23 protein-coding genes are annotated in these 19,832 nt (G+C 33.8%); all 23 read left to right on the top strand.

What is annotated here, in order from left to right; genetic code table 11:
- Position 1 precedes the first annotated feature (1 nt).
- The 23 genes from rplP to ACN1AG_RS02995 all read left to right on the top strand — a co-directional run bounded on the left by rplP (position 2) and on the right by ACN1AG_RS02995 (position 19,830).
- Complete coding sequence (rplP, locus tag ACN1AG_RS02885; RefSeq protein WP_341757722.1) at positions 2-412, top strand: 50S ribosomal protein L16; 411 nt, start codon at positions 2-4, stop codon at positions 410-412.
- Complete coding sequence (rpmC, locus tag ACN1AG_RS02890; protein WP_367364416.1) at positions 405-617, top strand: 50S ribosomal protein L29; 213 nt, start codon at positions 405-407, stop codon at positions 615-617. Before rplP ends, rpmC begins: the two co-directional genes overlap by 8 nt.
- A 4-nt stretch (positions 618-621) precedes the next feature.
- Positions 622-867, top strand: coding sequence for a 30S ribosomal protein S17 (gene rpsQ / locus ACN1AG_RS02895; RefSeq protein ID WP_417905411.1), 246 nt, complete (start codon positions 622-624; stop codon positions 865-867).
- Positions 868-969: 102 nt separating this feature from the next.
- Positions 970-1,338: a 50S ribosomal protein L14 gene (gene rplN, locus ACN1AG_RS02900; RefSeq protein ID WP_341748182.1), complete on the top strand. Its 369-nt coding sequence runs from the start codon at positions 970-972 to the stop codon at positions 1,336-1,338.
- Positions 1,338-1,670 (top strand): 50S ribosomal protein L24, encoded by a 333-nt coding sequence (gene rplX, locus ACN1AG_RS02905; RefSeq protein ID WP_341754669.1) that lies wholly within the window; start codon positions 1,338-1,340, stop codon positions 1,668-1,670. Before rplN ends, rplX begins: the two co-directional genes overlap by 1 nt.
- 2 nt (positions 1,671-1,672) lie before the next feature.
- Positions 1,673-2,212, top strand: coding sequence for a 50S ribosomal protein L5 (gene rplE / locus ACN1AG_RS02910; RefSeq protein WP_375359106.1), 540 nt, complete (start codon positions 1,673-1,675; stop codon positions 2,210-2,212).
- Positions 2,213-2,230: 18 nt separating this feature from the next.
- Positions 2,231-2,536: a 30S ribosomal protein S14 gene (rpsN, locus tag ACN1AG_RS02915; RefSeq protein WP_341748185.1), complete on the top strand. Its 306-nt coding sequence runs from the start codon at positions 2,231-2,233 to the stop codon at positions 2,534-2,536.
- 274 nt (positions 2,537-2,810) lie between these two features.
- Positions 2,811-3,209, top strand: a complete 399-nt coding sequence (gene rpsH / locus ACN1AG_RS02920) for a 30S ribosomal protein S8 (RefSeq protein ID WP_341757719.1) — start codon at positions 2,811-2,813, stop codon at positions 3,207-3,209.
- Between the two features lie 9 nt (positions 3,210-3,218).
- Positions 3,219-3,752, top strand: coding sequence for a 50S ribosomal protein L6 (rplF, locus tag ACN1AG_RS02925; RefSeq protein WP_367364413.1), 534 nt, complete (start codon positions 3,219-3,221; stop codon positions 3,750-3,752).
- Between the two features lie 16 nt (positions 3,753-3,768).
- Positions 3,769-4,125, top strand: coding sequence for a 50S ribosomal protein L18 (gene rplR, locus ACN1AG_RS02930; protein WP_341751354.1), 357 nt, complete (start codon positions 3,769-3,771; stop codon positions 4,123-4,125).
- A 15-nt stretch (positions 4,126-4,140) separates the two neighbouring features.
- Positions 4,141-4,695: a 30S ribosomal protein S5 gene (rpsE, locus tag ACN1AG_RS02935; protein WP_341757717.1), complete on the top strand. Its 555-nt coding sequence runs from the start codon at positions 4,141-4,143 to the stop codon at positions 4,693-4,695.
- A gap of 413 nt (positions 4,696-5,108) precedes the next feature.
- Positions 5,109-5,318: a 50S ribosomal protein L30 gene (gene rpmD, locus ACN1AG_RS02940; RefSeq protein ID WP_341754664.1), complete on the top strand. Its 210-nt coding sequence runs from the start codon at positions 5,109-5,111 to the stop codon at positions 5,316-5,318.
- Positions 5,319-5,328: 10 nt separating this feature from the next.
- Complete coding sequence (rplO, locus tag ACN1AG_RS02945; RefSeq protein ID WP_417905412.1) at positions 5,329-5,784, top strand: 50S ribosomal protein L15; 456 nt, start codon at positions 5,329-5,331, stop codon at positions 5,782-5,784.
- Positions 5,785-5,787: 3 nt separating this feature from the next.
- Positions 5,788-7,089, top strand: a complete 1,302-nt coding sequence (gene secY, locus ACN1AG_RS02950; RefSeq protein WP_341754662.1) for a preprotein translocase subunit SecY — start codon at positions 5,788-5,790, stop codon at positions 7,087-7,089.
- Between the two features lie 96 nt (positions 7,090-7,185).
- Entirely contained in the window at positions 7,186-7,824 is a 639-nt protein-coding gene (locus tag ACN1AG_RS02955; RefSeq protein WP_417905581.1) for an adenylate kinase, read from the top strand.
- 61 nt (positions 7,825-7,885) lie between these two features.
- Complete coding sequence (gene rpsM / locus ACN1AG_RS02960; protein ID WP_367364408.1) at positions 7,886-8,263, top strand: 30S ribosomal protein S13; 378 nt, start codon at positions 7,886-7,888, stop codon at positions 8,261-8,263.
- A 9-nt stretch (positions 8,264-8,272) separates the two neighbouring features.
- The gene (gene rpsK, locus ACN1AG_RS02965) at positions 8,273-8,665 is read left to right on the top strand and encodes a 30S ribosomal protein S11 (protein ID WP_410521598.1); all 393 of its coding nucleotides are present in this window, start codon (positions 8,273-8,275) and stop codon (positions 8,663-8,665) included.
- Positions 8,666-8,680: 15 nt separating this feature from the next.
- Complete coding sequence (locus ACN1AG_RS02970) at positions 8,681-9,700, top strand: DNA-directed RNA polymerase subunit alpha (protein ID WP_341754659.1); 1,020 nt, start codon at positions 8,681-8,683, stop codon at positions 9,698-9,700.
- A 14-nt stretch (positions 9,701-9,714) separates the two neighbouring features.
- On the top strand, positions 9,715-10,128 hold the full coding sequence (rplQ, locus tag ACN1AG_RS02975; protein WP_341757714.1) for a 50S ribosomal protein L17: 414 nt from the start codon (positions 9,715-9,717) through the stop codon (positions 10,126-10,128).
- Positions 10,129-10,158: 30 nt separating this feature from the next.
- Entirely contained in the window at positions 10,159-10,422 is a 264-nt protein-coding gene (rpsT, locus tag ACN1AG_RS02980) for a 30S ribosomal protein S20 (RefSeq protein WP_341748197.1), read from the top strand.
- Positions 10,423-11,218: 796 nt separating this feature from the next.
- The gene (locus tag ACN1AG_RS02985) at positions 11,219-12,028 is read left to right on the top strand and encodes a glycosyltransferase family 2 protein (protein WP_417905413.1); all 810 of its coding nucleotides are present in this window, start codon (positions 11,219-11,221) and stop codon (positions 12,026-12,028) included.
- Positions 12,029-12,634: 606 nt separating this feature from the next.
- Complete coding sequence (locus ACN1AG_RS02990) at positions 12,635-13,675, top strand: efflux RND transporter periplasmic adaptor subunit (protein WP_417905414.1); 1,041 nt, start codon at positions 12,635-12,637, stop codon at positions 13,673-13,675.
- A gap of 122 nt (positions 13,676-13,797) precedes the next feature.
- Positions 13,798-19,830: a hypothetical protein gene (locus tag ACN1AG_RS02995; RefSeq protein ID WP_417905415.1), complete on the top strand. Its 6,033-nt coding sequence runs from the start codon at positions 13,798-13,800 to the stop codon at positions 19,828-19,830.
- Positions 19,831-19,832: the final 2 nt, after the last annotated feature.

Consider the following 19,832-nt stretch of genomic DNA (forward strand, 5'->3'; position numbering starts at 1 on the left):
AATGTTAGCTCCGAAAAAACAAAAATTTAGAAAAGCACATAAGGGGAGAGTGCCCTCAAAAGCAAAGGCTGGTACTATGCTAGCTTTCGGTTCTTTTGGCTTGAAATCATTAGATGGTTTAAGGGTTACCGCAAGACAAATAGAGGCAGCAAGAAAGGCTGCAGTTCGTTGTATGAAAAGGCAGGGGAGATTATGGATTAAAATTTTTCCTGATTTGCCTGTGTCAAAAAAGCCTGCAGAAGTTAGGATGGGTAAAGGAAAAGGCTCTACTGAATTTTTTGCAGTGAGAGTATCACCTGGAAGAATTATGTTTGAAGTGGAAGGGGTTACAGATGATGTAGCGACGAAAGCACTTGAGCTTGCTAGTGCAAAATTGCCTGTAAGAACAAAGATAGTGAGGCGTTATGAATAATTTGGGGTTATCAGCAAAGGAATTGGTTGGGCAGACTACGGAAGAACTTCACAAAAAGAGAATTTTGTTTAAAAAAGAGTTTTTTAATCTAAGATTCCAAAGGACGTTAGGTGAATTAAACAATACTAGCAGGTTTTCTTTTGTAAAAAAAACAATAGCTCGTATTAATACAGAGTTAACTATAAGATCAAAAACTGGAGAATAGGGAAATGCCGAAAAGAGTGCTACAGGGCGTTGTTGTAAGTTCGAAAACTGATAAGACTATTACAGTTAAAGTAGAACGTAGGTTTAAGCATCCTATATACAAAAAAATTGTAAAAGTCTCTAAAAAATACGCTGCTCATGATCCAGAAAATGCTTATAAGGATGGTGATAAGGTTAGTATAGTTGAAAGTCGCCCTATATCTAAGACTAAGTCTTGGGTAGTGTTAGGGGATGTAAAGGTATCTCTCTAATAATAGGTTTAGTTGTTACAGAATGGTGAGTTTTATCCTTTGACTTTGTTGTTTAGATTGTTTATTTTGTTGCATTATTAAATTCTCAAGTGGAAGTAAGTTATGATTCAGATGCAGAGCATCTTAGATGTTGCGGATAACTCTGGTGCTAAAAAAATTATGTGTATTAAAGTGCTTGGTGGTTCACATCACATGATAGCAAATCTTGGGGATGTCATTGTGGTATCTATAAAAGAAGCTTTACCAAGCGGAAAAGTAAAAAAAGGTGACGTACATAGGGCTCTAATTGTTAGAACAAAAAAGGGTGTTAGAAGGGCAGATGGTAGTACAATTAAGTTTGATTCCAATGCAGCAGTACTTTTAAATAAGCAAGGGGAACCAATAGGTACGAGAGTTTTCGGTCCTGTAACTAGAGAATTAAGGGCAAAAAAATTCGTTAAGATTATGTCACTTGCAGAAGAGGTGTTGTAATGATTAAGCTAAAAATTAAGAAAGGTGATGAAGTTATTGTTATCACCGGAAAAAATAAGGGAAAAAAGGGTAAGGTCTTAAAGGTTTTGCCTGAACAAAATAGAGCTATTGTTTCGGGTATAAATATTGTTCGCAAGCATGTTAAGGCGAGTAAAACAAGTGAAGGTGGCATAGTGTCAAAGGAGTTATCCATACATATATCCAATGTTGCTCACATAGATCCTAAAACAGGTAACCATACAAAAGTTGCTTTTAAATTTCTAGAAGATGGCTCTAAAGTAAGAGTAGCTAAGAAGTCTGGTGAAATTATCAGTAGTAAGGAAGGTAAGTAATGTTGCTCAGGTTTAAAGATTTATACACTAAAGAGATTGTACCAAACTTACAGAAGGAGTTTGCGTATAAGAATAAACATCAAATGCCTAAAGTTGTAAAAATTGTTGTTAATATGGGGGTTGGTGAAACGGTTGCGGATTCTAAGATAATTAATAATGCTGTCAATGATCTGACTCTAATTTCAGGACAAAAGCCTTTAGTGACTGAGGCCAAAAAGTCTATTGCTACTTTTAAGCTTCGTGAAGGTATGAAAGTTGGCTGTAAAGTTACTCTACGCAAAGATAGAATGTATGATTTTCTAGAGAGATTAGTAATTGTTGCTCTACCGCGTATTAAAGAATTTAGAGGTTTTTCAAGCAAAAGTTTTGATGGTAGAGGTAATTTTACTTTTGGTATAAAAGAACAGATTGTTTTTCCAGAAATTAATTACGACAAGATAGATGTAATTCGTGGTATGGATATCACGATTGTTACAAGTGCTATGAATAATGAAGAAGGTAAATTATTACTTTCTGGCTTTAATTTGCCTTTTTATAATTAATGTTTAGAAGAAAAATAGATGGCTAAAGTAAGTTCTATAAAAAAGAATAATAGAAGAAGAAAGATGGCACAAAGTTTATATAACAAGCGTGCTAAATTAAAGGACAAGATTTACGATAAAACTTTATCTTTGGAAGAAAGATTTTCGCTAGTGATGGTTTTAGCTAAGTTACCTAGAAACTCAGCTATGAATAGAGTTCGAAATCGGTGTGAGCTTACTGGACGTCCAAGAGGAGTATATAGTAAATTTGGTCTATCGCGAAATAAGCTGAGAGATCTTGGTAGTAAGGGGTTAGTTCCTGGTTTGATTAAAGCAAGTTGGTAAAATAACTTGAATTTGATATAACTTGTTATATCGAATTCAGGGGTTAAGTAGAAACAATCAGGTTTGAAGCGGTTTAGTAGCTGATTGTTAAAATATAATATTCCATTCAATAGGTGGTTTTAATAATTAACATCACCTATTGAATGATAAAAAAAGTTGAAATGTACTCGTGTCAGCCGCTTCAAGAGTACACTTTTCCTTATAACAAAGCCAATTCGATATAAGAATTATTAATTTTTATATAGAATTGAGGTTAAAATAGTAGGTTTATCGTATGTCAATGACAGATAATATAGCGGATATGTTGACTAGAATTAGAAATGGTCAAAAAAGTAAATTGATGAGTATATCTCTACCTTGCTCAAAAATAAAATGTGCTATTTTGGACGTTTTAAAAAAAGAAGGTTATATAAAAGAGTATGTAGTTGTCAAGGATGGTAATATAAGTCATATTGAAGTGGATCTAAAATATTCTGTTAATGGCAAACCTGCTATATGTGAAATAAATAGAGTTTCAAAACCAGGTAAGAGGATTTATTCTTCTATTGATAAACTAAAAGGATATTATAACAATATGGGTATTTATATTCTTTCTACTTCTAGAGGAGTTTTATCAGATAGAGAAGCACATAGCCAAAAAATTGGCGGTGAAGTAATTTGTAAAGTGTTTTAAGGTATAAAAATGTCACGTATTGGAAAATTGCCAGTCCCTGTACCTGAAGGGGTGAAAGTTGAACTTGATGGGTTGAAAGTCAATGTTGTTGGCCCCAAGGGAGAATTAACCAAAACTTTCGCAGGAAGTATAGCAATTTTATTGCAAGATAATCAGCTTTTTGTAAAACCATTAGCAGAGACTAAAAGTGCTAGATCTATGTGGGGTACGGCACGAAGTATAATAAATAGTATGATAAAAGGTGTTAAAGAAGGTTTTACAGAAGAGCTTGAAGTCAACGGTGTTGGTTATAAGGCTTTGGTGAAGGATAAATATTTAAACTTAATGCTTGCTAAAAGTCATAATACTAAAGTAGAAATACCTCAAAATATTAAAGTTACCGCTCCTAAACAAAATCAGATTATATTGGAAAGTGTTGATAAAGAAAAATTAGGTCAGTTTATATCAATTATTATAAAGCAGAGACCACCTGAACCGTATAAAGGTAAAGGTATTAAACGCAAAGGTCAATATGTTCAGAGGAAAGAAGGTAAGAAAAATTAAAATTTAAGAGTTAAATATGCGTAGTTCAAAGTTAAAGTTTGATATAAGAAAGGCTAGAGTAAGGTCTAAGATATCAAAGGTATCAAACAGGCTCAGACTGTCTATTTTTAAGTCTGGAAAGCACATATATGCACAAGTCATAGATGACAAACAGTCAATAACTATTGCATCTGCTTCGACTTTAGATAAAGAAATTAGACAGTTAAAAAAATCCAACTGTAATATTGGTACAGCCACGAAAGTAGGTGATTTAATAGGCGAAAGAGCATCGCTTAAAGGGGTACAAGAAGTTGTATTTGATAAGGGTGGTTATAAATATCATGGTGTTGTTAAGGCTTTAGCTGATGCAGCAAGAAAGAAAATGAAATTTTAATTTTAGGTTTAAGAAATGGCTAAAGCTAAAAAAAATACGGGTGAAGCACTAACAGAAACTTTGGTAGATGTAAACAGAGTTACTAAAGTAGTAAAGGGGGGTAGAAAATTCTCTTTTTCTGCTTGTATTGTTGCTGGTGATAAAGCTGGTAAGGTTGGTTATGGTCATGGTAAAGCGAAAGAGGTAACAGAAGCTAGAGCTAAGGCTACTCAAGAAGCAAGGAAAGATATGATTAGAATTCCTCTTTATCAAAATAGAACTATTCATCATGATGTCATTGGTAAAAGTGGAGCAGCTAAAGTCATTTTAAGAAGAGCCAAAGCCGGTACTGGTGTTATCGCTGGTGGTGCTATGAGGGCAATTTTTGATTCTTTAGGAGTTCATGATATTGTTGCCAAATCTTTGGGTTCTAGTAATGTATATGCGATGATTGCTGCAACTTTTGATGCGTTATCTCAACTCTCTTCTCCAAAGAATATTGCTGAAAGGAGAGGAAAAAGGATAAATGAGGTGTCAACTAAATCTACAAAAGGGCAACAAATAATATCAGAACCAAGTGTGCAAGTTTAAGTAGTGTAATAGCCTTTCCAGCGTAGACTCATGGGGTGTCACTTAAGAAGTTTCGATGTGTCATTCCTGTTTCGGTGCGAAATCTAAAGAAATAGCCTAGAAAAGGTTGTTATGTATTATAGATTCCGCTTACCTAGTGCGGGAATGACATATATGACATTGGAGGTGTTGGGATAACAGCAAAATTGTTTAAGTTGACACTTATGTATACTCGAATGATCCTACGAATTGGATTTGAAAATGAGGGGCGAGTAAGCGGAGTGTACATTTAGTATATGAGTACGCGAGTTCCTGATATTTTCAAAAAACAATTCTTTAAAGCAGAAGAGTATACACGTGAATGGGGCTTTGAAGCAATAGGCTATAGTGAGTCTTTATATTAAAGTAAAGTAATAATTGGGTTGTAGGAATTTATGAGTAGTGATCAAGAAAAAGTAAATGAGGCAAAGGTTAAAGTTACCCAAATTGGTAGTAGTATAGGTCGTAAATATGATCAGGAAAAAACCTTGGTAGGTTTAGGTCTGAATAAAATGCATAAATCTGTTATTTTGAAAGATACAAACTCTGTTAGAGGGATGATCAAGAAGGTACAACATTTGTTAAAAGTAGAAAATATAAATTAGAGTTTAGAAAATGAAATTAAATGAGTTATCTAACAATTTTGGTGCCAAGAGAGATAAAAAAAGAGTAGGTCGCGGTATTGGCAGTGGTAAAGGTAAAACATGTGGCAGAGGCGTTAAGGGGCAGAAATCTAGATCTGGTGTAGCTATCAAAGGTTTTGAAGGTGGGCAGATGCCTATAATTAAAAGATTGCCGAAGAGAGGCTTTAGCTGTCCTAGTTCTAAGAAATATAGTGTAGTAAATATTGCTGATATAGAATTTTTAATAGCAGAAAATCGTTTGAACTCAACAGAAGTTGTAACAAAAGAGAAATTAGTTGAAGTCGGATTAATTAAGAACACTAACTTATTGGTTAAGTTACTATTTGTTAGCAGTGGTGAATTTAATAGTCCCTTATCATTTCAATTAGATGCTTATTCTGGCTCTGCTAAGAAGTTAATAGAACAAGTTGGTGGTCAAATATTGTAATTTATGAGTTTAAATTCCACACAAAAATCTAATAAAGACTTAGCTAATAGGGTTATTTTTACTATTTTGGCTCTTATAGTATGTAGATTTGGGTCATTTATTCCTATAGCGGGTATTGATTCAGTTGCGTTAAGCAGTGTGGCTGAACAAAATCAATCTGGTATACTTGGTATGTTTAATATGCTATCTGGGGGTTCTCTAGGTAGAATGTCTATTTTTGCTTTAGCAATTATGCCATATATAACTGCTTCAATTATCATTCAATTAATGTCAATAGCCTACAAGCCTTTGGAGAATTTAAAAAAAGAAGGTGAGGTTGGTAAAAGGAAAATCAATCAATTATCTAGGTATTTAACTGTTTTATTAGCTTCTTTTCAGGCATATGGTGTTGCAATAAGTTTGGAACATGTTGTGACTAATGTAGGTCCAGTAGTTATTATACCGGGACTTTTTTTCAAGGTTACTACCGTTATCACTTTAGTTGTAGGTACTATGTTCTTAATGTGGCTTGGTGAACAGATTACTGGTAGAGGTATTGGCAATGGATCGTCCTTAATTATATTTATAGGTATAGTGTCGGGGGTACCAAGTGCTATTATAAGCATGTTTGAGTTGTCAAGAAGTGGTGGTTTGTCTCCGATAGTAGTTATGGCTATTTGTTTAGGAGTTATTGTAATTATAGCTATAATAATTTTCTTTGAGAAGGCACAAAGAAAAGTTTTGGTACAATATCCAAAAAGACAAGTTGGCAATAAAATTTATGGTGGTGATTCGACTCATATGCCTCTGAAACTTAATACTTCTGGGGTAATTCCGCCAATATTTGCTAGTTCGATTTTATTGTTTCCTGTGACAATAGCTAATTTTTCTAGCAATAATTCGGAAATTATGAGTTTATTAACTTTCCATCTAGGGCATGGAAAGCCTTTATATATTTTGTTGTATGTTGCGTTGATAATGTTTTTTAGTTTTTTTTATACAGCAGTAGTTTTTAATTCAGAAGAAACAGCAAATAATTTAAGAAAATATGGAGCATATATTCCTGGCAAAAGGCCTGGTAAGAATACTGCGGAATATTTTGATTATTTGTTAACTAGGTTAACTGTAATAGGTGGTATATATCTTAGTTTTATATGTATAGTTCCTGAAATGTTAATGAATAAATATGCCGTATCTTTTGCCTTAGGGGGTACAAGTTTTTTAATTGTTGTTAATGTTGTTCTAGATACATTTGTACAAATTCAAACTCATTTATTTAGCAGTAGGTATGAGGGGTTAATTAAAAAAATGAAGTTAAAAAACTAACTGATATTATAAAAAAACAATTCTTTAAAGCAAAAAATTATACATTTTAACTTAGTGGAGGGTATATATTATGTTATGTTTAAAGATGAGTTTCAAATGATTATAGTGCTTATAGGGTCTCCTGGTTCAGGGAAGGGAACTCAAGGGCAGTTATTGGCAAGAAAGTTAAATTTACCTCATGTGTCTACTGGCGATATATTTAGGCAAATGGTAAAGGTTAATAACAAGGATGGTTTGTTAATTAAAGAGTATATGGTACAAGGAAAACTTGCCCCTGCTAAATTGGTGAATAATGTAGTTAAGGAGTTTTTAACTCAGGATATATATAAAAACGGTTATGTTCTAGATGGTTATCCTCGTAATTTAGAGCAAGCTAATTTTCTAAGAAGGTTTGCTAATCAAAAGATTAAAGTTGTGTTTTTCGACATAGACGATCAAGTGATTATCAAGAGGATTCTAGGTAGGTTTAATTGTGAAAATTGTGGACAAATTTATAATAGTTATTTCATTAAACCTAAGGTTGATAATGTCTGTGATGTTTGTGGATCAGATAAATTTATGCACAGACAAGATGATGATGAACAGACTATTAAGCAAAGAATAGAAGAATATAAAATAGAAACTTATCCGTTACTTAACTATTATAGAGATAATAGTGAGTTCTATGTTGTTGATGCAAATAAAGATAAAGAAGAAGTAGAACTTGTTTTATATAAAGTGTTAAAAATGATTTGACTTTAAGGGATATTTTTATATTATTCCCTTTTGGTTATTATCGAAATTTTGGAGATTATTTGTGGCAAGAATAGCGAGTGTTAATATTCCAGCAAACAAAAGATTAGTAGTGAGCTTAACATATATTTATGGGCTTGGTTTTTCTGCTGCAGAAAAGATTTGTCAAAAAACTGGAATATCTGAAAATAAAAGGGTTAAAGACTTAACAGATCAAGAACTTATTATTTTACGTAATATTATTGAAAAAGAATATAAAGTAGAAGGTGATTTAAGAAGAGAAGTGAATCTTAATATCAAAAAGAAAAAGGATATTAGGAGTTACCAAGGTCTTAGACATATAAGAAAGTTGCCTGTTCGAGGTCAGAATACTCATTCTAATGCTCGAACAAGAAAAGGTAAAGCTGTTGCGATTGCCGGTAAGAAAAAAGTTACAAAGTAATATGGTATAATGATGAGTCAGGCTGCTAATACTAAGGTCAAGAAAAAAAGAAAAAATATTACTCTTGGTGTTGTTCATATAAAAACAACTTTTAATAATACTATTGTTACTTTTACAGATGTGCAAGGTAATGCTATAGCTTTTTCAACAGCAGGTACACATGGTTTTAAGGGGGCTAGAAAAGCTACGCCTTATGCTGCTCAAATAACTGTTGATAAAGCCTCAGAAGCTGCAAAAGAACACGGTCTGAAAACTGTTTCAATTAGAGTGCAAGGTGCAGGAGCTCAAAGGGAATCAGCTATGCGTGCGGTATTTAGTCAAAATTTTATAGTTACGTCAGTTTTGGATGTTTCGTCTGTTGCACATAACGGTGTTAGAGCACCAAAAAGAAGAAGAGTATAGGGGCATAGGTAAATAATGTTATCATTAAATAAAAACTGGAGTGCATTGATAAAACCTTCTAAGATAGTTTATGACAGTCCTGATAAGAGTAGTAATATAGTAAAAATTGTGGTTGAACCTTTAGAGAGAGGCTTTGGTTTAACAATAGGTAATGCTATGAGGAGAATTCTACTTTCATCTCTTCAGGGTGCTGCAATAACATCAATAAAGATACTAGGGGTGGTGCATGAATTTTCTGCTATACCTGGGGTTAAGGAAGATTTAGTTGATGTAGTTTTGAATCTTAAGTCTGTGGTCATTAAGATGCATTCTTCAGAAAGAAAGATTGTCAGATTAAGGGCTACTGGTCCTTGCGTTGTAACTGCTGGGATGATTGGAACAGAGCATGATGTGGAGATACTAACCCCTAATCATGTGATTTGTACTTTGGCAAAAGGGGTTCAGCTTGAAATGGAATTAGTGTGTGAGACGGGAAAAGGTTATGTTCCTGCTGCAAGCAGCGTTAGTTCGGAATTAGCTATTGGCGTAATCCCAATAGATGCGTTATTCAGTCCTGTAAGAAAGGTTACCTATAAAGTTGATAATACACGTGTTGGTCAAGTTACAGATTATGACAAACTAATTATGACCGTTGAAACTAATGGTAGTATTACTCCGGAGATGTCTATAGCACTTGCTGCTAGAATTCTGCAAGATCAGTTACAATTATTTATTACATTTGAAGAACAAACAGAAGATAAACAGGATAAGTTAGAAGAATTAGCATTTAATCCAGCATTGTTGAAGAAAGTTGAGGAATTAGAATTATCTGTTAGATCTCAGAATTGTTTAAAAAATGATAATATAATTTATATAGGCGATCTTGTTATCAAAACAGAAGCAGAAATGCTTAGAACTCAAAACTTTGGTAGAAAATCTCTTAATGAGATTAAGGATATATTATCAGGCTTTGGTTTAAAATTTGGTATGGACATACCAGGATGGCCTCCAGAAAATATTCAGGAGCTATCTAAGCGTTATGAAGATCCATATTAATAAAAGGTAATAACATGCGACATAAAATTAAGGGTAGAAAGCTTAATAGAACAAGTAGTCATAGACAGGCGATGTTTGCTAATATGGCTGTGGCACTTGTGATGAATGAGCAAATAAAAACAACTTTACCTAAGGCTAAAGAGCTTAGACCATATATTGAAGTGCTGATAACTAAGGCCAAAAAATCTGATTTAGCGACTAGAAGAATGGTGCTTGCTAAAATCAAAGATAAAGTTGCTACTGAAAAACTTATTAGTGTTTTAGGCAAAAGATATAGTGAACGTCCAGGTGGTTATACTAGGATAATAAAGGCTGGTTTTCGTTATGGGGATATGGCATCAGTAGCTTATATTGAGTTCGTTGATAGAGATGTAAATAGTAAAGGCTGTGGACTTCCAAAAGCAGAAAGCCATAACCATGAAGAATAAAATTAATGAATCTGTAGGAAAATAATCAATATGGCTAATCATTCATCAGCAAAAAAGGCAATAAGACAAACAATAAAAAAAACTTTAATAAATAAGAATAGGTCAAGTAGAATTAAAACATACATAAAAAAAGTTTTGCAAGAAGTTATTAGTGGCTCAAAAGAATCAGCTAAATTAGCTTTGACTGTTGCACAATCTGAAATAATGAAAGGCGTAACAAAAAACATTATCAAATTAAATACAGCCTCACGTAAAATCAGTAGATTATCTCAAAAAATTAAAAATATGAATTAGCTTCTAGCTTCTTGTGTATACCTTCTGTGTCTCAGTTCGATGAAAAACGGTTTAATAGCCTCGGTGTCATCCCCCTCGCCTTACTATTATCCACATCTCTAGATTTGTGGGACGTCATATATGACGTCAGTAGGTTCAAATATACGACTTTTAAAAGATGTGGGTAATGGTAGGTATGTAAATATAAGTGAGGATTCGAGAACAAAAAGGAGTGTCCACGAATTGATTCTTTTTGGTAATTTTGTTGTCAAAATTTGCTTTCGTTCCTCATGGACATCATAGTCCCTATATTTTTTATCCACTATTAAAATGGCTGCTGATCGTCTATTAGCGAGGAGTCGATGAAAGCGGCGACGCGGCAATCTAGGATACGCGAAGCGTACTAGAAAAAACAGCTTCGCTGTTTACCTAGATCGCCACGGCATCTAAAGATGCTTCGCGATGACGATTATAGAAAAATGTAGGGTACTATACATGGACATATACGTACTGCTTGTGGTTACTTGGCTACTTTTTTACTCAGAAATTCCTCAAAAATTATTCAATTTGTGGGTACTTCCCCAAAATAACGAACAGATAGACCATAAAAATGAAACCTTCACAGCTAGATAGAAAATGTATGCAAGGACCTAGTTGAGAGGGATATACTTGATGAAAATCAAGAATTGCGTTGTCGTCTTCAGGGATCGTAGGTAGCCACGTACTAAATGTACGCCTAGCACCTCGACCCTTTGACTCCTGCTACTATTATAATTTTGATTCTATCGTCTATCAACTCTTCATTTACGAGTAGTATATGCTAAAGATTTCAGCCTTTATTATCACAAAAAATGCAGCTATTAGAGTTGCAAGAGCTATCAATAGTGTTAAGGGCATTGTGGAGGAGATTATTGTTATTGATAGTGGGAGTACCGATGATACAGTGCAAATTGCTAGAAATTTGGAAGCCAAAGTCATTTCCAACGAATGGAATGGATATGTTAAACAAAAAACTTTTGGTGAAAATTTATGTCAGAATGATTGGATATTAAATATTGATGCTGATGAAGCATTGTCAAAAGAATTACAGGATGAAATAGAGTTTATATTCGCTTCAAATAATCAAGATAACTATTTAGCCTATCGCACTAAAATTGTCACATTGCACCGTAATGATGATAAGACTCGCTGCTTTGCTCCTTATAATAAATGCATCCGATTGTATAATCGTAAATATAGTAGTTTTTCTGATAATAATAACATTACTACCCATGATTCGGTGTTATTTAATCTAAATATTAGTTCACAAAACAAAATATATGATTTAAATGGTATAATTTATCGTAGGCTTGGCACGTCAATTGAACAACTGATAGCTAAAGCAAATTGCTATTCCTCCGAGCAAGCAGAAAATTTAGTTAAACTAGGTAGGAGTCCATCAAAAACAAGAATTGTTACAGAAACTATGGTTTATTTTTTTAAATCATTTTTTATAAGACGATATTGGGTATTTGGTTTTGATGGTTTTGTTGACTCTATAATTTTTGCTTTTGCACGGTTTATAAGACTTGCTAAAGTAAGAGAGTTGTTAAATAATAAAAAAGACGATAACAACATAGAAGCGTAGATTACATAATAGTCTACAATTTTTGTAAGGAGTTTAGTAGCAAGCTCAGCATATAGACATAAATACAGGGCAGTTTAAAAGTCGCTACTAGTGGGTGGTATAAATATAGATTTAGCTACTGTCGATGTCATCCCAGCTTCGGTGCGGGATCTAAAAAAATGTCCTGAGGGGTTGTTTATAGATTGTAGACCCTTGCTTTCGCAAGGGGAACATCAATTCTATTACTATGACTCAAACATTTCTAGGTTAGCTATAATGTATATAAGACTATACGCTAGTTATGGCTAAAACATTTCCATGTTAGCTACACTACTACTTTCTGTAAACAAAATTAAAAAATTTTAAAATAATTGCTTGCACAAAATAAAATTTTACTGTATGTATGACTAGAAATAATAAAACCGTTTGTTACGGTTTTTGTTATAAGAAATATATACTCAAATGATTTGAGTATAATCGAGGTTGAAAATGAATAGATTAAAGAGATTATCGGCAATCTAATCAAAAATAAATATTGGTAAAGTTCAAATGACCCTAGGGAAGATATTAATAAGTCGAAGATACTATATATATGGACTATTATTTGTTGCAGTAGTGACTGTTGTAGTGATAGTTTCTATCAAAAAAGTAGTCAATAGACAAGCTCCAGCACAGCAAGTTGACAATCAAGCTGTCGTAATTCCTGTTGAAGTGGTTAAGGCTCAATATTCAGAGGAGACAAATGATATATTGGTTACAACAGGCAAAACCTTAGCCTATGAAACACATGCAGTTAAAGTCAATACAACAGGAAGAATTAAAGAACTTGACTTGCCTATAGGTAGCTATGTTAAAAAAGGTGATATTTTAGCGGTATTAGATACCACGCAAATTGACTATCTGATTGAACTGGCAAATGAAGAGTATCGTCTTAAAGAGAAAAAATCTAATGCGATGAAGCAGTTATTGGATAAGAATCTCATTAGATATACAGAGTATGTGAACCATAACATAGAATACTTGGATGCTAAACAAAAATATTATACATTACTTGATGAAAAAACCAATCATTATGTTGTTGCACCATTAAGTGGAATTGTTGAACGAAAACTTGTCACTGTTGGGGAGCTTGTTACACAAAAGGATAAAATAGTCGTTCTTTATGATATTCATATTATCAAGGTTGCGTTTGGTCTTGATGAAAGTGACTATCAAAAATTTAAAAGTTCGGGAGGGAGCTATGTCAATATCTATATTCCCGCTTTAAACTTAGCCCTTAAACTAAGTGATTTTAAAACTTCAGAAATTGCCCAAGATAAGAATCACTCAGTCTATATTGAGGCATTTATTCCAAATGATGATAATTCAATTATGCCGGGCTTATTTGTTAACGTAAATGTTATTTTCAATGGCAACAAGCAACGGATAAAATTGCCAAATTCAGCTGTTTTTTTTGACTCTTATTACTATGTCTATATTATTGAGAATAATACAGCTAAAAAAGTAAGGATTGAAATAGGTGATAGTGATAGTCAAAGTGTAGAGGTAGTTAGTGGCATCAAACCGAATGACCAAGTGGTTATTTCAGGAAAGAAGGGATTGTATGACGGAGTAAAGGTTTTGATTGAAGATGAGACAACTCACTCAACAATACGAAATAGACCATAACTTATTGACGCACTGGAATCGAAACTTGACAAATTATAATAATAGTTTGATAAATCGAGGATATTTCAATTATATTTACAATATATTAATACTTTCTTTCATTGTCGGAGGACTGAATATAAATGAATAAAAAAATTCAAAAACTATACTTTTTTATGATACTGCTATTTTGTAGTGCTGTTAATGCTCGTGAGAATAATGATGATAACACAGCTCAACTTAAGCAATTAAACAGAATTCAAGCAGGTACTATACAGGATCAAAAGAGGAAGGAACTTAAGCTTCGGGAAGAATTGGAGAAAAAAGAGCAAGAACTGGAGGAATCTCAAAATATTAATGGTAGTGATACCTCAGATAACTCAAATTCTTCATCGAATACTGGACAAAGAACTAATAGTAGTAATAATTCTGCTCCAGAACAGTATATTGGTAGTAATAATCGTAATACTCAAGATAATGCAAGTTCTCAAATGAATTCTACAGTATATGTAAATGATGACAAAAATCTTGATATTATAAAAGTTCCAAGTACTACTGATTCTGTGCAGAAAACTAATCAATTACCAAGTGATATAACTGGAAATTCGAACCAACAAGAAATAATGTCAGGTGATAATAAGCAATCGAATAGTCAAATTGACCAATTGGATTCAGATGATGAATTGCTGGAAACACGTGAAAATACTTTGAAATTTGAACTATTGCAGAGTGATATTGAAAAAGCTGAAGCAAAATTATTAGAGTTGCAGAGCAGAGAAAATGATTTGAATAATGCTTATGTGGAGAAAAAATTAGCATTTGAAGAACTAGAGCAACTACAATCACAATTGCCTAAACACCCAGAGATAAAAGATAATTCATTAAATCATCTGCAAAAGACTAAAGCAAACGAGCAGCTACTTAATGATCTAAAAGAACAACAACAGAAAGTAACAGCTTTAAAAGATCAGATGGAAGCTTTGGCTAAAGAAAAACAGGTAAAGGATGAAGAATTTAGAAAGGTAAAGGGTGAGTATGAAGAAGCTCAGCAAAAATTAGTGGAAGATAAGAACAAATTTGAGGAAGAAAGTAAGAATCTACAAAAAAAGATGACAGCCTTAGAGGATGGTAATAAGCAGTTGGAAAAGAATTTAGTAGATGCTGAAGAAAATGCAGAAGCTTTGACTAAAGAGACACAGGCAAAAGATGTGGAATTAAAAAGGGTACAAGATAAGTTGAATGAAACGATAGCAGCTCACGAATTAGACAAACAAGTTACGCAAGACACAATAGCAAAGAAACAACAGGCATTAGAATTAGCTCAGCAAGCATTAATAGAAAAGGAGAGCAAGCTTAAGAAGGAAAGTGATAAGTCTCTAAATTTGCAAGAGAATATAACAGCTTTAAAAGATCAGATGGAAGCTTTGGCTAAAGAAAAACAGGTAAAGGATGAAGAATTTAGAAAGGTAAAGGGTGAGTATGAAGAAGCTCAGCAAAAATTAGTGGAAGATAAGAACAAATTTGAGGAAGAAAGTAAGAATCTACAAAAAAAGATGACAGCCTTAGAGGATGGTAATAAGCAGTTGGAAAAGAATTTAGTAGATGCTGAAGAAAATGCAGAAGCTTTGACTAAAGAGACACAGGCAAAAGATGTGAAATTAAAAAGGGTACAAGATAAGTTGAATGAAACGATAGCAGCTCACGAATTAGACAAACAAGTTACGCAAGACACAATAGCAAAGAAACAACAGGCATTAGAATTAGCTCAGCAAGCATTAATAGAAAAGGAGAGCAAGCTTAAGGAGGAAAGTGATAAGTCTCTAAATTTGCAAGAGAATATAACAGCTTTAAAAGATCAGATGGAAGCTTTGGCTAAAGAAAAACAGGTAAAGGATGAAGAATTTAGAAAGGTAAAGGGTGAGTATGAAGAAGCTCAGCAAAAATTAGTGGAAGATAAGAACAAATTTGAGGAAGAAAGTAAGAATCTACAAAAAAAGATGACAGCCTTAGAGGATGGTAATAAGCAGTTGGAAAAGAATTTAGTAGATGCTGAAGAAAATGCAGAAGCTTTGACTAAAGAGACACAGGCAAAAGATGTGAAATTAAAAAGGGTACAAGATAAGTTGAATGAAACGATAGCAGCTCACGAATTAGACAAACAAGTTACGCAAGACACAATAGCAAAGAAACAACAGGCATTAGAATTAGCTCAGCAAGCATTAATAGAAAAGGAGAGCAAGCTTAAGGAGGAAAGTGATAAGTCTCTAAATTTGCAAGAGAATATAACAGCTTTAAAAGATCAGAGGGAAGCTTTGGCTAAAGAAAAACAGGTAAAGGATGAAGAATTTAGAAAGGTAAAGGGTGAGTATGAAGAAGCTCAGCAAAAATTAGTGGAAGATAAGAACAAATTTGAGGAAGAAAGTAAGAATCTACAAAAAAAGATGACAGCCTTAGAGGATGGTAATAAGCAGTTGGAAAAGAATTTAGTAGATGCTGAAGAAAATGCAAAAGCTTTGACTAAAGAGACACAGGCAAAAGATGTGAAATTAAAAAGGGTACAAGATAAGTTGAATGAAACGATAGCAGCTCACGAATTAGACAAACAAGTTACGCAAGACACAATAGCAAAGAAACAACAGGCATTAGAATTAGCTCAGCAAGCATTAATAGAAAAGGAGAGCAAGCTTAAGGAGGAAAGTGATAAGTCTCTAAATTTGCAAGAGAATATAACAGCTTTAAAAGATCAGATGGAAGCTTTGGCTAAAGAAAAACAGGTAAAGGATGAAGAATTCAGAAAGGTAAAGGGTGAGTATGAAGAAGCTCAGCAAAAATTAGTGGAAGATAAGAACAAATTTGAGGAAGAAAGTAAGAATCTACAAAAAAAGATGACAGCCTTAGAGGATGGTAATAAGCAGTTGGAAAAGAATTTAGTAGATGCTGAAAAAAATGCAGAAGCTTTGACTAAAGAGACACAGGCAAAAGATGTGGAATTAAAAAGGGTACAAGATAAGTTGAATGAAACGATAGCAGCTCACGAATTAGACAAACAAGTTACGCAAGACACAATAGCAAAGAAACAACAGGCATTAGAATTAGCTCAGCAAGCATTAATAGAAAAGGAGAGCAAGCTTAAGGAGGAAAGTGATAAGTCTCTAAATTTGCAAGAGAATATAACAGCTTTAAAAGATCAGAGGGAAGCTTTGGCTAAAGAAAAACAGGCAAAAGATGAAGAATTAAAAGTAGCACAGGCTCAGTTAGACGGAGAGGTTAAAACTCAGAAAGCAAAAGAGCAGGAATTTGCAGCACAAATGGCGGCTTTAACTAAAGAGAAACAGGAGCAAAATGTGGAATTACAAAAGGTACAAGATAAGTTAGCTATAGCGGTTGAAGATCATAAAAAACAAATTGCTGGTTTGAATGCAGAAAAAGATACTGTAGCTAAAGAGTTGGAAGTCCAACAGCAGAAAGTTACAGATTTGAATCAAACTCTAGCAGAAAAAGAGCAAAAAATAACAGATTTGAATGCAAAACAAGATGAGACGGTTAAAGCTCTAACAGATATGACTAAAGAAAAACAGGTGGCATTAGAAGAGAATGCTAAGTTAACTGAAGTGGTTGAAACTCATAAAGCAAAAGAGCAAGAATCTAAAGAAGCAAAAGAGAAGGTCGCTAAAGAGCTAGAAGCAAAAGAGCAAGAAGTACCAGCTTTGACGGAAGCTCAGGAAGATTTGACAAAAGAAAAACAGGCATTAAAAGAGCAGGCTAAGTTAACTGAAGCAGTTGAAGCTCATGAAAAACAAATTGCGGCTTTGAATGCAGATTTGCTTAAAGAAAAACAGGCAAAAGATGATGCCGCTAAAGAGTTAGCAGAATTAAAAGAAGCAAACGAGCAGATAGTTAACGATCTAAAGGAAATAGAAAATTTAACTAAAGATTATGAAAAGGTAATTGTAGATTTAACTCAAGCAAATGATGAGACAGTTAAAGAGCTAGCAGAAAAAGAGCAGGTAGTTAAAGGTCTAATAGAGTTGACTGAAAAAAACGAGCAGATAGTTAACGATCTAAAGGAAATAGAAAATTTAACTAAAGATTATGAAAAGGTAATTGCAGATTTAACTCAAGCAAATGATGAGACAGTTAAAGAGCTAGCAGAAAAAAAGCAGGAACTAGTAGATCTGACTGCAAATTATGAAGAGGCAATTGCAGCAAATAAGGAGATATTTGCAGATCTAGAAGCAAAAGAGCAGGAAATAGAAAATTTAGATGCAGAGAGTGCACTTTATAAACAGGAAATTGAAGAAAAAGAAGAGATGCTTAAAGGTTTAGAAGAACAAGAACGGGAGTTAGCAGCTGAACTAGAAAAGTTGAAGAACGATAAAGGGGGCTTGGCAAATGCAGATAATGCTAAGAAATCTAACACCATTACGCAACAACAGGAGCAAATAAGAACGATGAAGGTGCAGATTGGTCAGCAATTAGCACAAGCTAGAAAAGAACTTGCAACAGCTACTATTTTCTTAGAGACTAAGAAAACAGAGGCGAGGAATATGCGAAGAAGTGCTAATAAAATAGTTGACTCAGCTAGTATTTACTTAGATGATAAAAAAAGAGAGGGTAGAGCTCTAGTAAGCAGTGCTAACACAAAATTTTCCTCCGCTCAGAGTGCAGCACAGCAGACTATAGCACAGTCTAGGAGTCTAGTAAGAAATGCTAACACAAAATTTTCCTCCGCTCAGAGTGTAGCATATCAGACTCTAGCACAGTCTAGGAGGGTAGTAAGCAGTGCTAACAAAAAATTTGCCTCCGCCCAGAGTACAGCACAGCAGATTATAAAACGGTCTAAGGAGATAGTACGCAAGGCTATAGCAGATCAGGGTACTGCATACCAAATTGCAGCAAAGGCTAAAAAAACAAAGGTGAGTGGAGAACAAGATGTGTCTGTGACTACAGCAGATTCAGAATCTCAAGAATTAGTTGAAGTACAACAACAATTAGGAGAAGTACAACAACAATTAACAAATTTAAATGAGACTCTTGAAGAAAAAGAGCAACAGATAGAAAATTCAACTAAGACTATTGGCGAAAAAGAGGAAGAGATAAGAACTTTAACTGATACTATTGCAACACAAACACAAAAATTTGAAGCAGCAAAACTGAAGATGGAGAAAGAGATAAAAGACTTAAATAACACTCATAAAGAAAAAGAGAAAGAACTTAAAGCAAAGCATGATAAGCTAGTTGAACAGTTGAATAAGGATTCCAAAGAAAAAGCACAAGAAGTTAAAGAGAAGCATGATAAGCTAGTTGAAAATTTGAATAGCACTTTTAAAGCAAAAGAGCAAGCACTTAAATCAGAAAAAGATACGATAAAGAAAAATTTAGACGACTTGACTAAGGCTCATAAAACACAAGAAAAAGCACTTGAAACATCAAAGAAGACTCTAACAAATCTGACTAACAGTTATAAACCACCAGTGCAAGTTGTGGCTCAACAGAAACAAGACAAGGATAAGATTCAAGAGCTGGAAAAACAAATTACAGATTTGCAGCAAAATAATAGAAATGAGTTGGTAAAGTATCAACAAGAAAATCAGTCTCTTAAAGATCAAATAGCTTTGAATAAAACAAAACAGCCAAACAGTGCATTAGCTCAGCAAGAATTAGCTGGCACACAACAAGCAATGGAGAAGTTAAAACAACCAGACCATATAGATGGAGCTGTAGCAAACAATGGCATTAAGAGAGTTAGTCATATTAAGAGACCTAGTAATATATCTCGTAATGTAAATGATTTAACAAAATCGCCCGATAATCCATTAGATCAGAAACTTGCTGCAACTAACCTACTAGCACAACAGAGCGATACAACTCCAGTTGTAAGCCAAAAAGAATCCCCAACTGAGGTAGTTAGTCTAGTAAAAGTAGGAACTGGAGTTAGGGACGCATCAAAAGAACAGAGTAGTCCTCAACTTGTACCCTCAAAGCTGCCTAAGGTAATCGATCCAGCGATAGTAAAAGTAACTACAGCTGTAAAGGGAATAGACAATACCCTGCGAAAATCAACAACTACAACCACAGCTGTAACTAAAAGAAACAATGTCAAGTCGCAACCCAAAATCCCGCACTCCCTACCGAGGCAAATAGGACCGCCGAGTTCTACTAATAATAAGATTTAATA

This window comes from Candidatus Tisiphia endosymbiont of Micropterix aruncella (assembly GCF_965178575.1).
GTDB lineage: Bacteria > Pseudomonadota > Alphaproteobacteria > Rickettsiales > Rickettsiaceae > Tisiphia.

Excerpts from the sequence above, each read along its gene's own strand:
- ACN1AG_RS02955 (WP_417905581.1), top strand. The coding sequence starts at position 7,186 with ATGATTATAGTGCTTATAGGGTCTCCTGGTTCAGGGAAGGGAACTCAA.
- secY (WP_341754662.1), top strand. The coding sequence starts at position 5,788 with ATGAGTTTAAATTCCACACAAAAATCTAATAAAGACTTAGCTAATAGG.
- rpsT (WP_341748197.1), top strand. The coding sequence starts at position 10,159 with ATGGCTAATCATTCATCAGCAAAAAAGGCAATAAGACAAACAATAAAA.
- ACN1AG_RS02985 (WP_417905413.1), top strand. The coding sequence starts at position 11,219 with ATGCTAAAGATTTCAGCCTTTATTATCACAAAAAATGCAGCTATTAGA.
- rpsK (WP_410521598.1), top strand. The coding sequence starts at position 8,273 with ATGATGAGTCAGGCTGCTAATACTAAGGTCAAGAAAAAAAGAAAAAAT.
- rplF (WP_367364413.1), top strand. The coding sequence starts at position 3,219 with ATGTCACGTATTGGAAAATTGCCAGTCCCTGTACCTGAAGGGGTGAAA.
- rpsN (WP_341748185.1), top strand. The coding sequence starts at position 2,231 with ATGGCTAAAGTAAGTTCTATAAAAAAGAATAATAGAAGAAGAAAGATG.
- rpmC (WP_367364416.1), top strand. The coding sequence starts at position 405 with ATGAATAATTTGGGGTTATCAGCAAAGGAATTGGTTGGGCAGACTACG.
- rplR (WP_341751354.1), top strand. The coding sequence starts at position 3,769 with ATGCGTAGTTCAAAGTTAAAGTTTGATATAAGAAAGGCTAGAGTAAGG.
- rpsE (WP_341757717.1), top strand. The coding sequence starts at position 4,141 with ATGGCTAAAGCTAAAAAAAATACGGGTGAAGCACTAACAGAAACTTTG.
- rplN (WP_341748182.1), top strand. The coding sequence starts at position 970 with ATGATTCAGATGCAGAGCATCTTAGATGTTGCGGATAACTCTGGTGCT.
- ACN1AG_RS02970 (WP_341754659.1), top strand. The coding sequence starts at position 8,681 with ATGTTATCATTAAATAAAAACTGGAGTGCATTGATAAAACCTTCTAAG.
- rpmD (WP_341754664.1), top strand. The coding sequence starts at position 5,109 with ATGAGTAGTGATCAAGAAAAAGTAAATGAGGCAAAGGTTAAAGTTACC.
- rplQ (WP_341757714.1), top strand. The coding sequence starts at position 9,715 with ATGCGACATAAAATTAAGGGTAGAAAGCTTAATAGAACAAGTAGTCAT.
- rplO (WP_417905412.1), top strand. The coding sequence starts at position 5,329 with ATGAAATTAAATGAGTTATCTAACAATTTTGGTGCCAAGAGAGATAAA.
- rpsH (WP_341757719.1), top strand. The coding sequence starts at position 2,811 with ATGTCAATGACAGATAATATAGCGGATATGTTGACTAGAATTAGAAAT.
- rpsQ (WP_417905411.1), top strand. The coding sequence starts at position 622 with ATGCCGAAAAGAGTGCTACAGGGCGTTGTTGTAAGTTCGAAAACTGAT.
- rplP (WP_341757722.1), top strand. The coding sequence starts at position 2 with ATGTTAGCTCCGAAAAAACAAAAATTTAGAAAAGCACATAAGGGGAGA.
- rplX (WP_341754669.1), top strand. The coding sequence starts at position 1,338 with ATGATTAAGCTAAAAATTAAGAAAGGTGATGAAGTTATTGTTATCACC.
- ACN1AG_RS02995 (WP_417905415.1), top strand. The coding sequence starts at position 13,798 with ATGAATAAAAAAATTCAAAAACTATACTTTTTTATGATACTGCTATTT.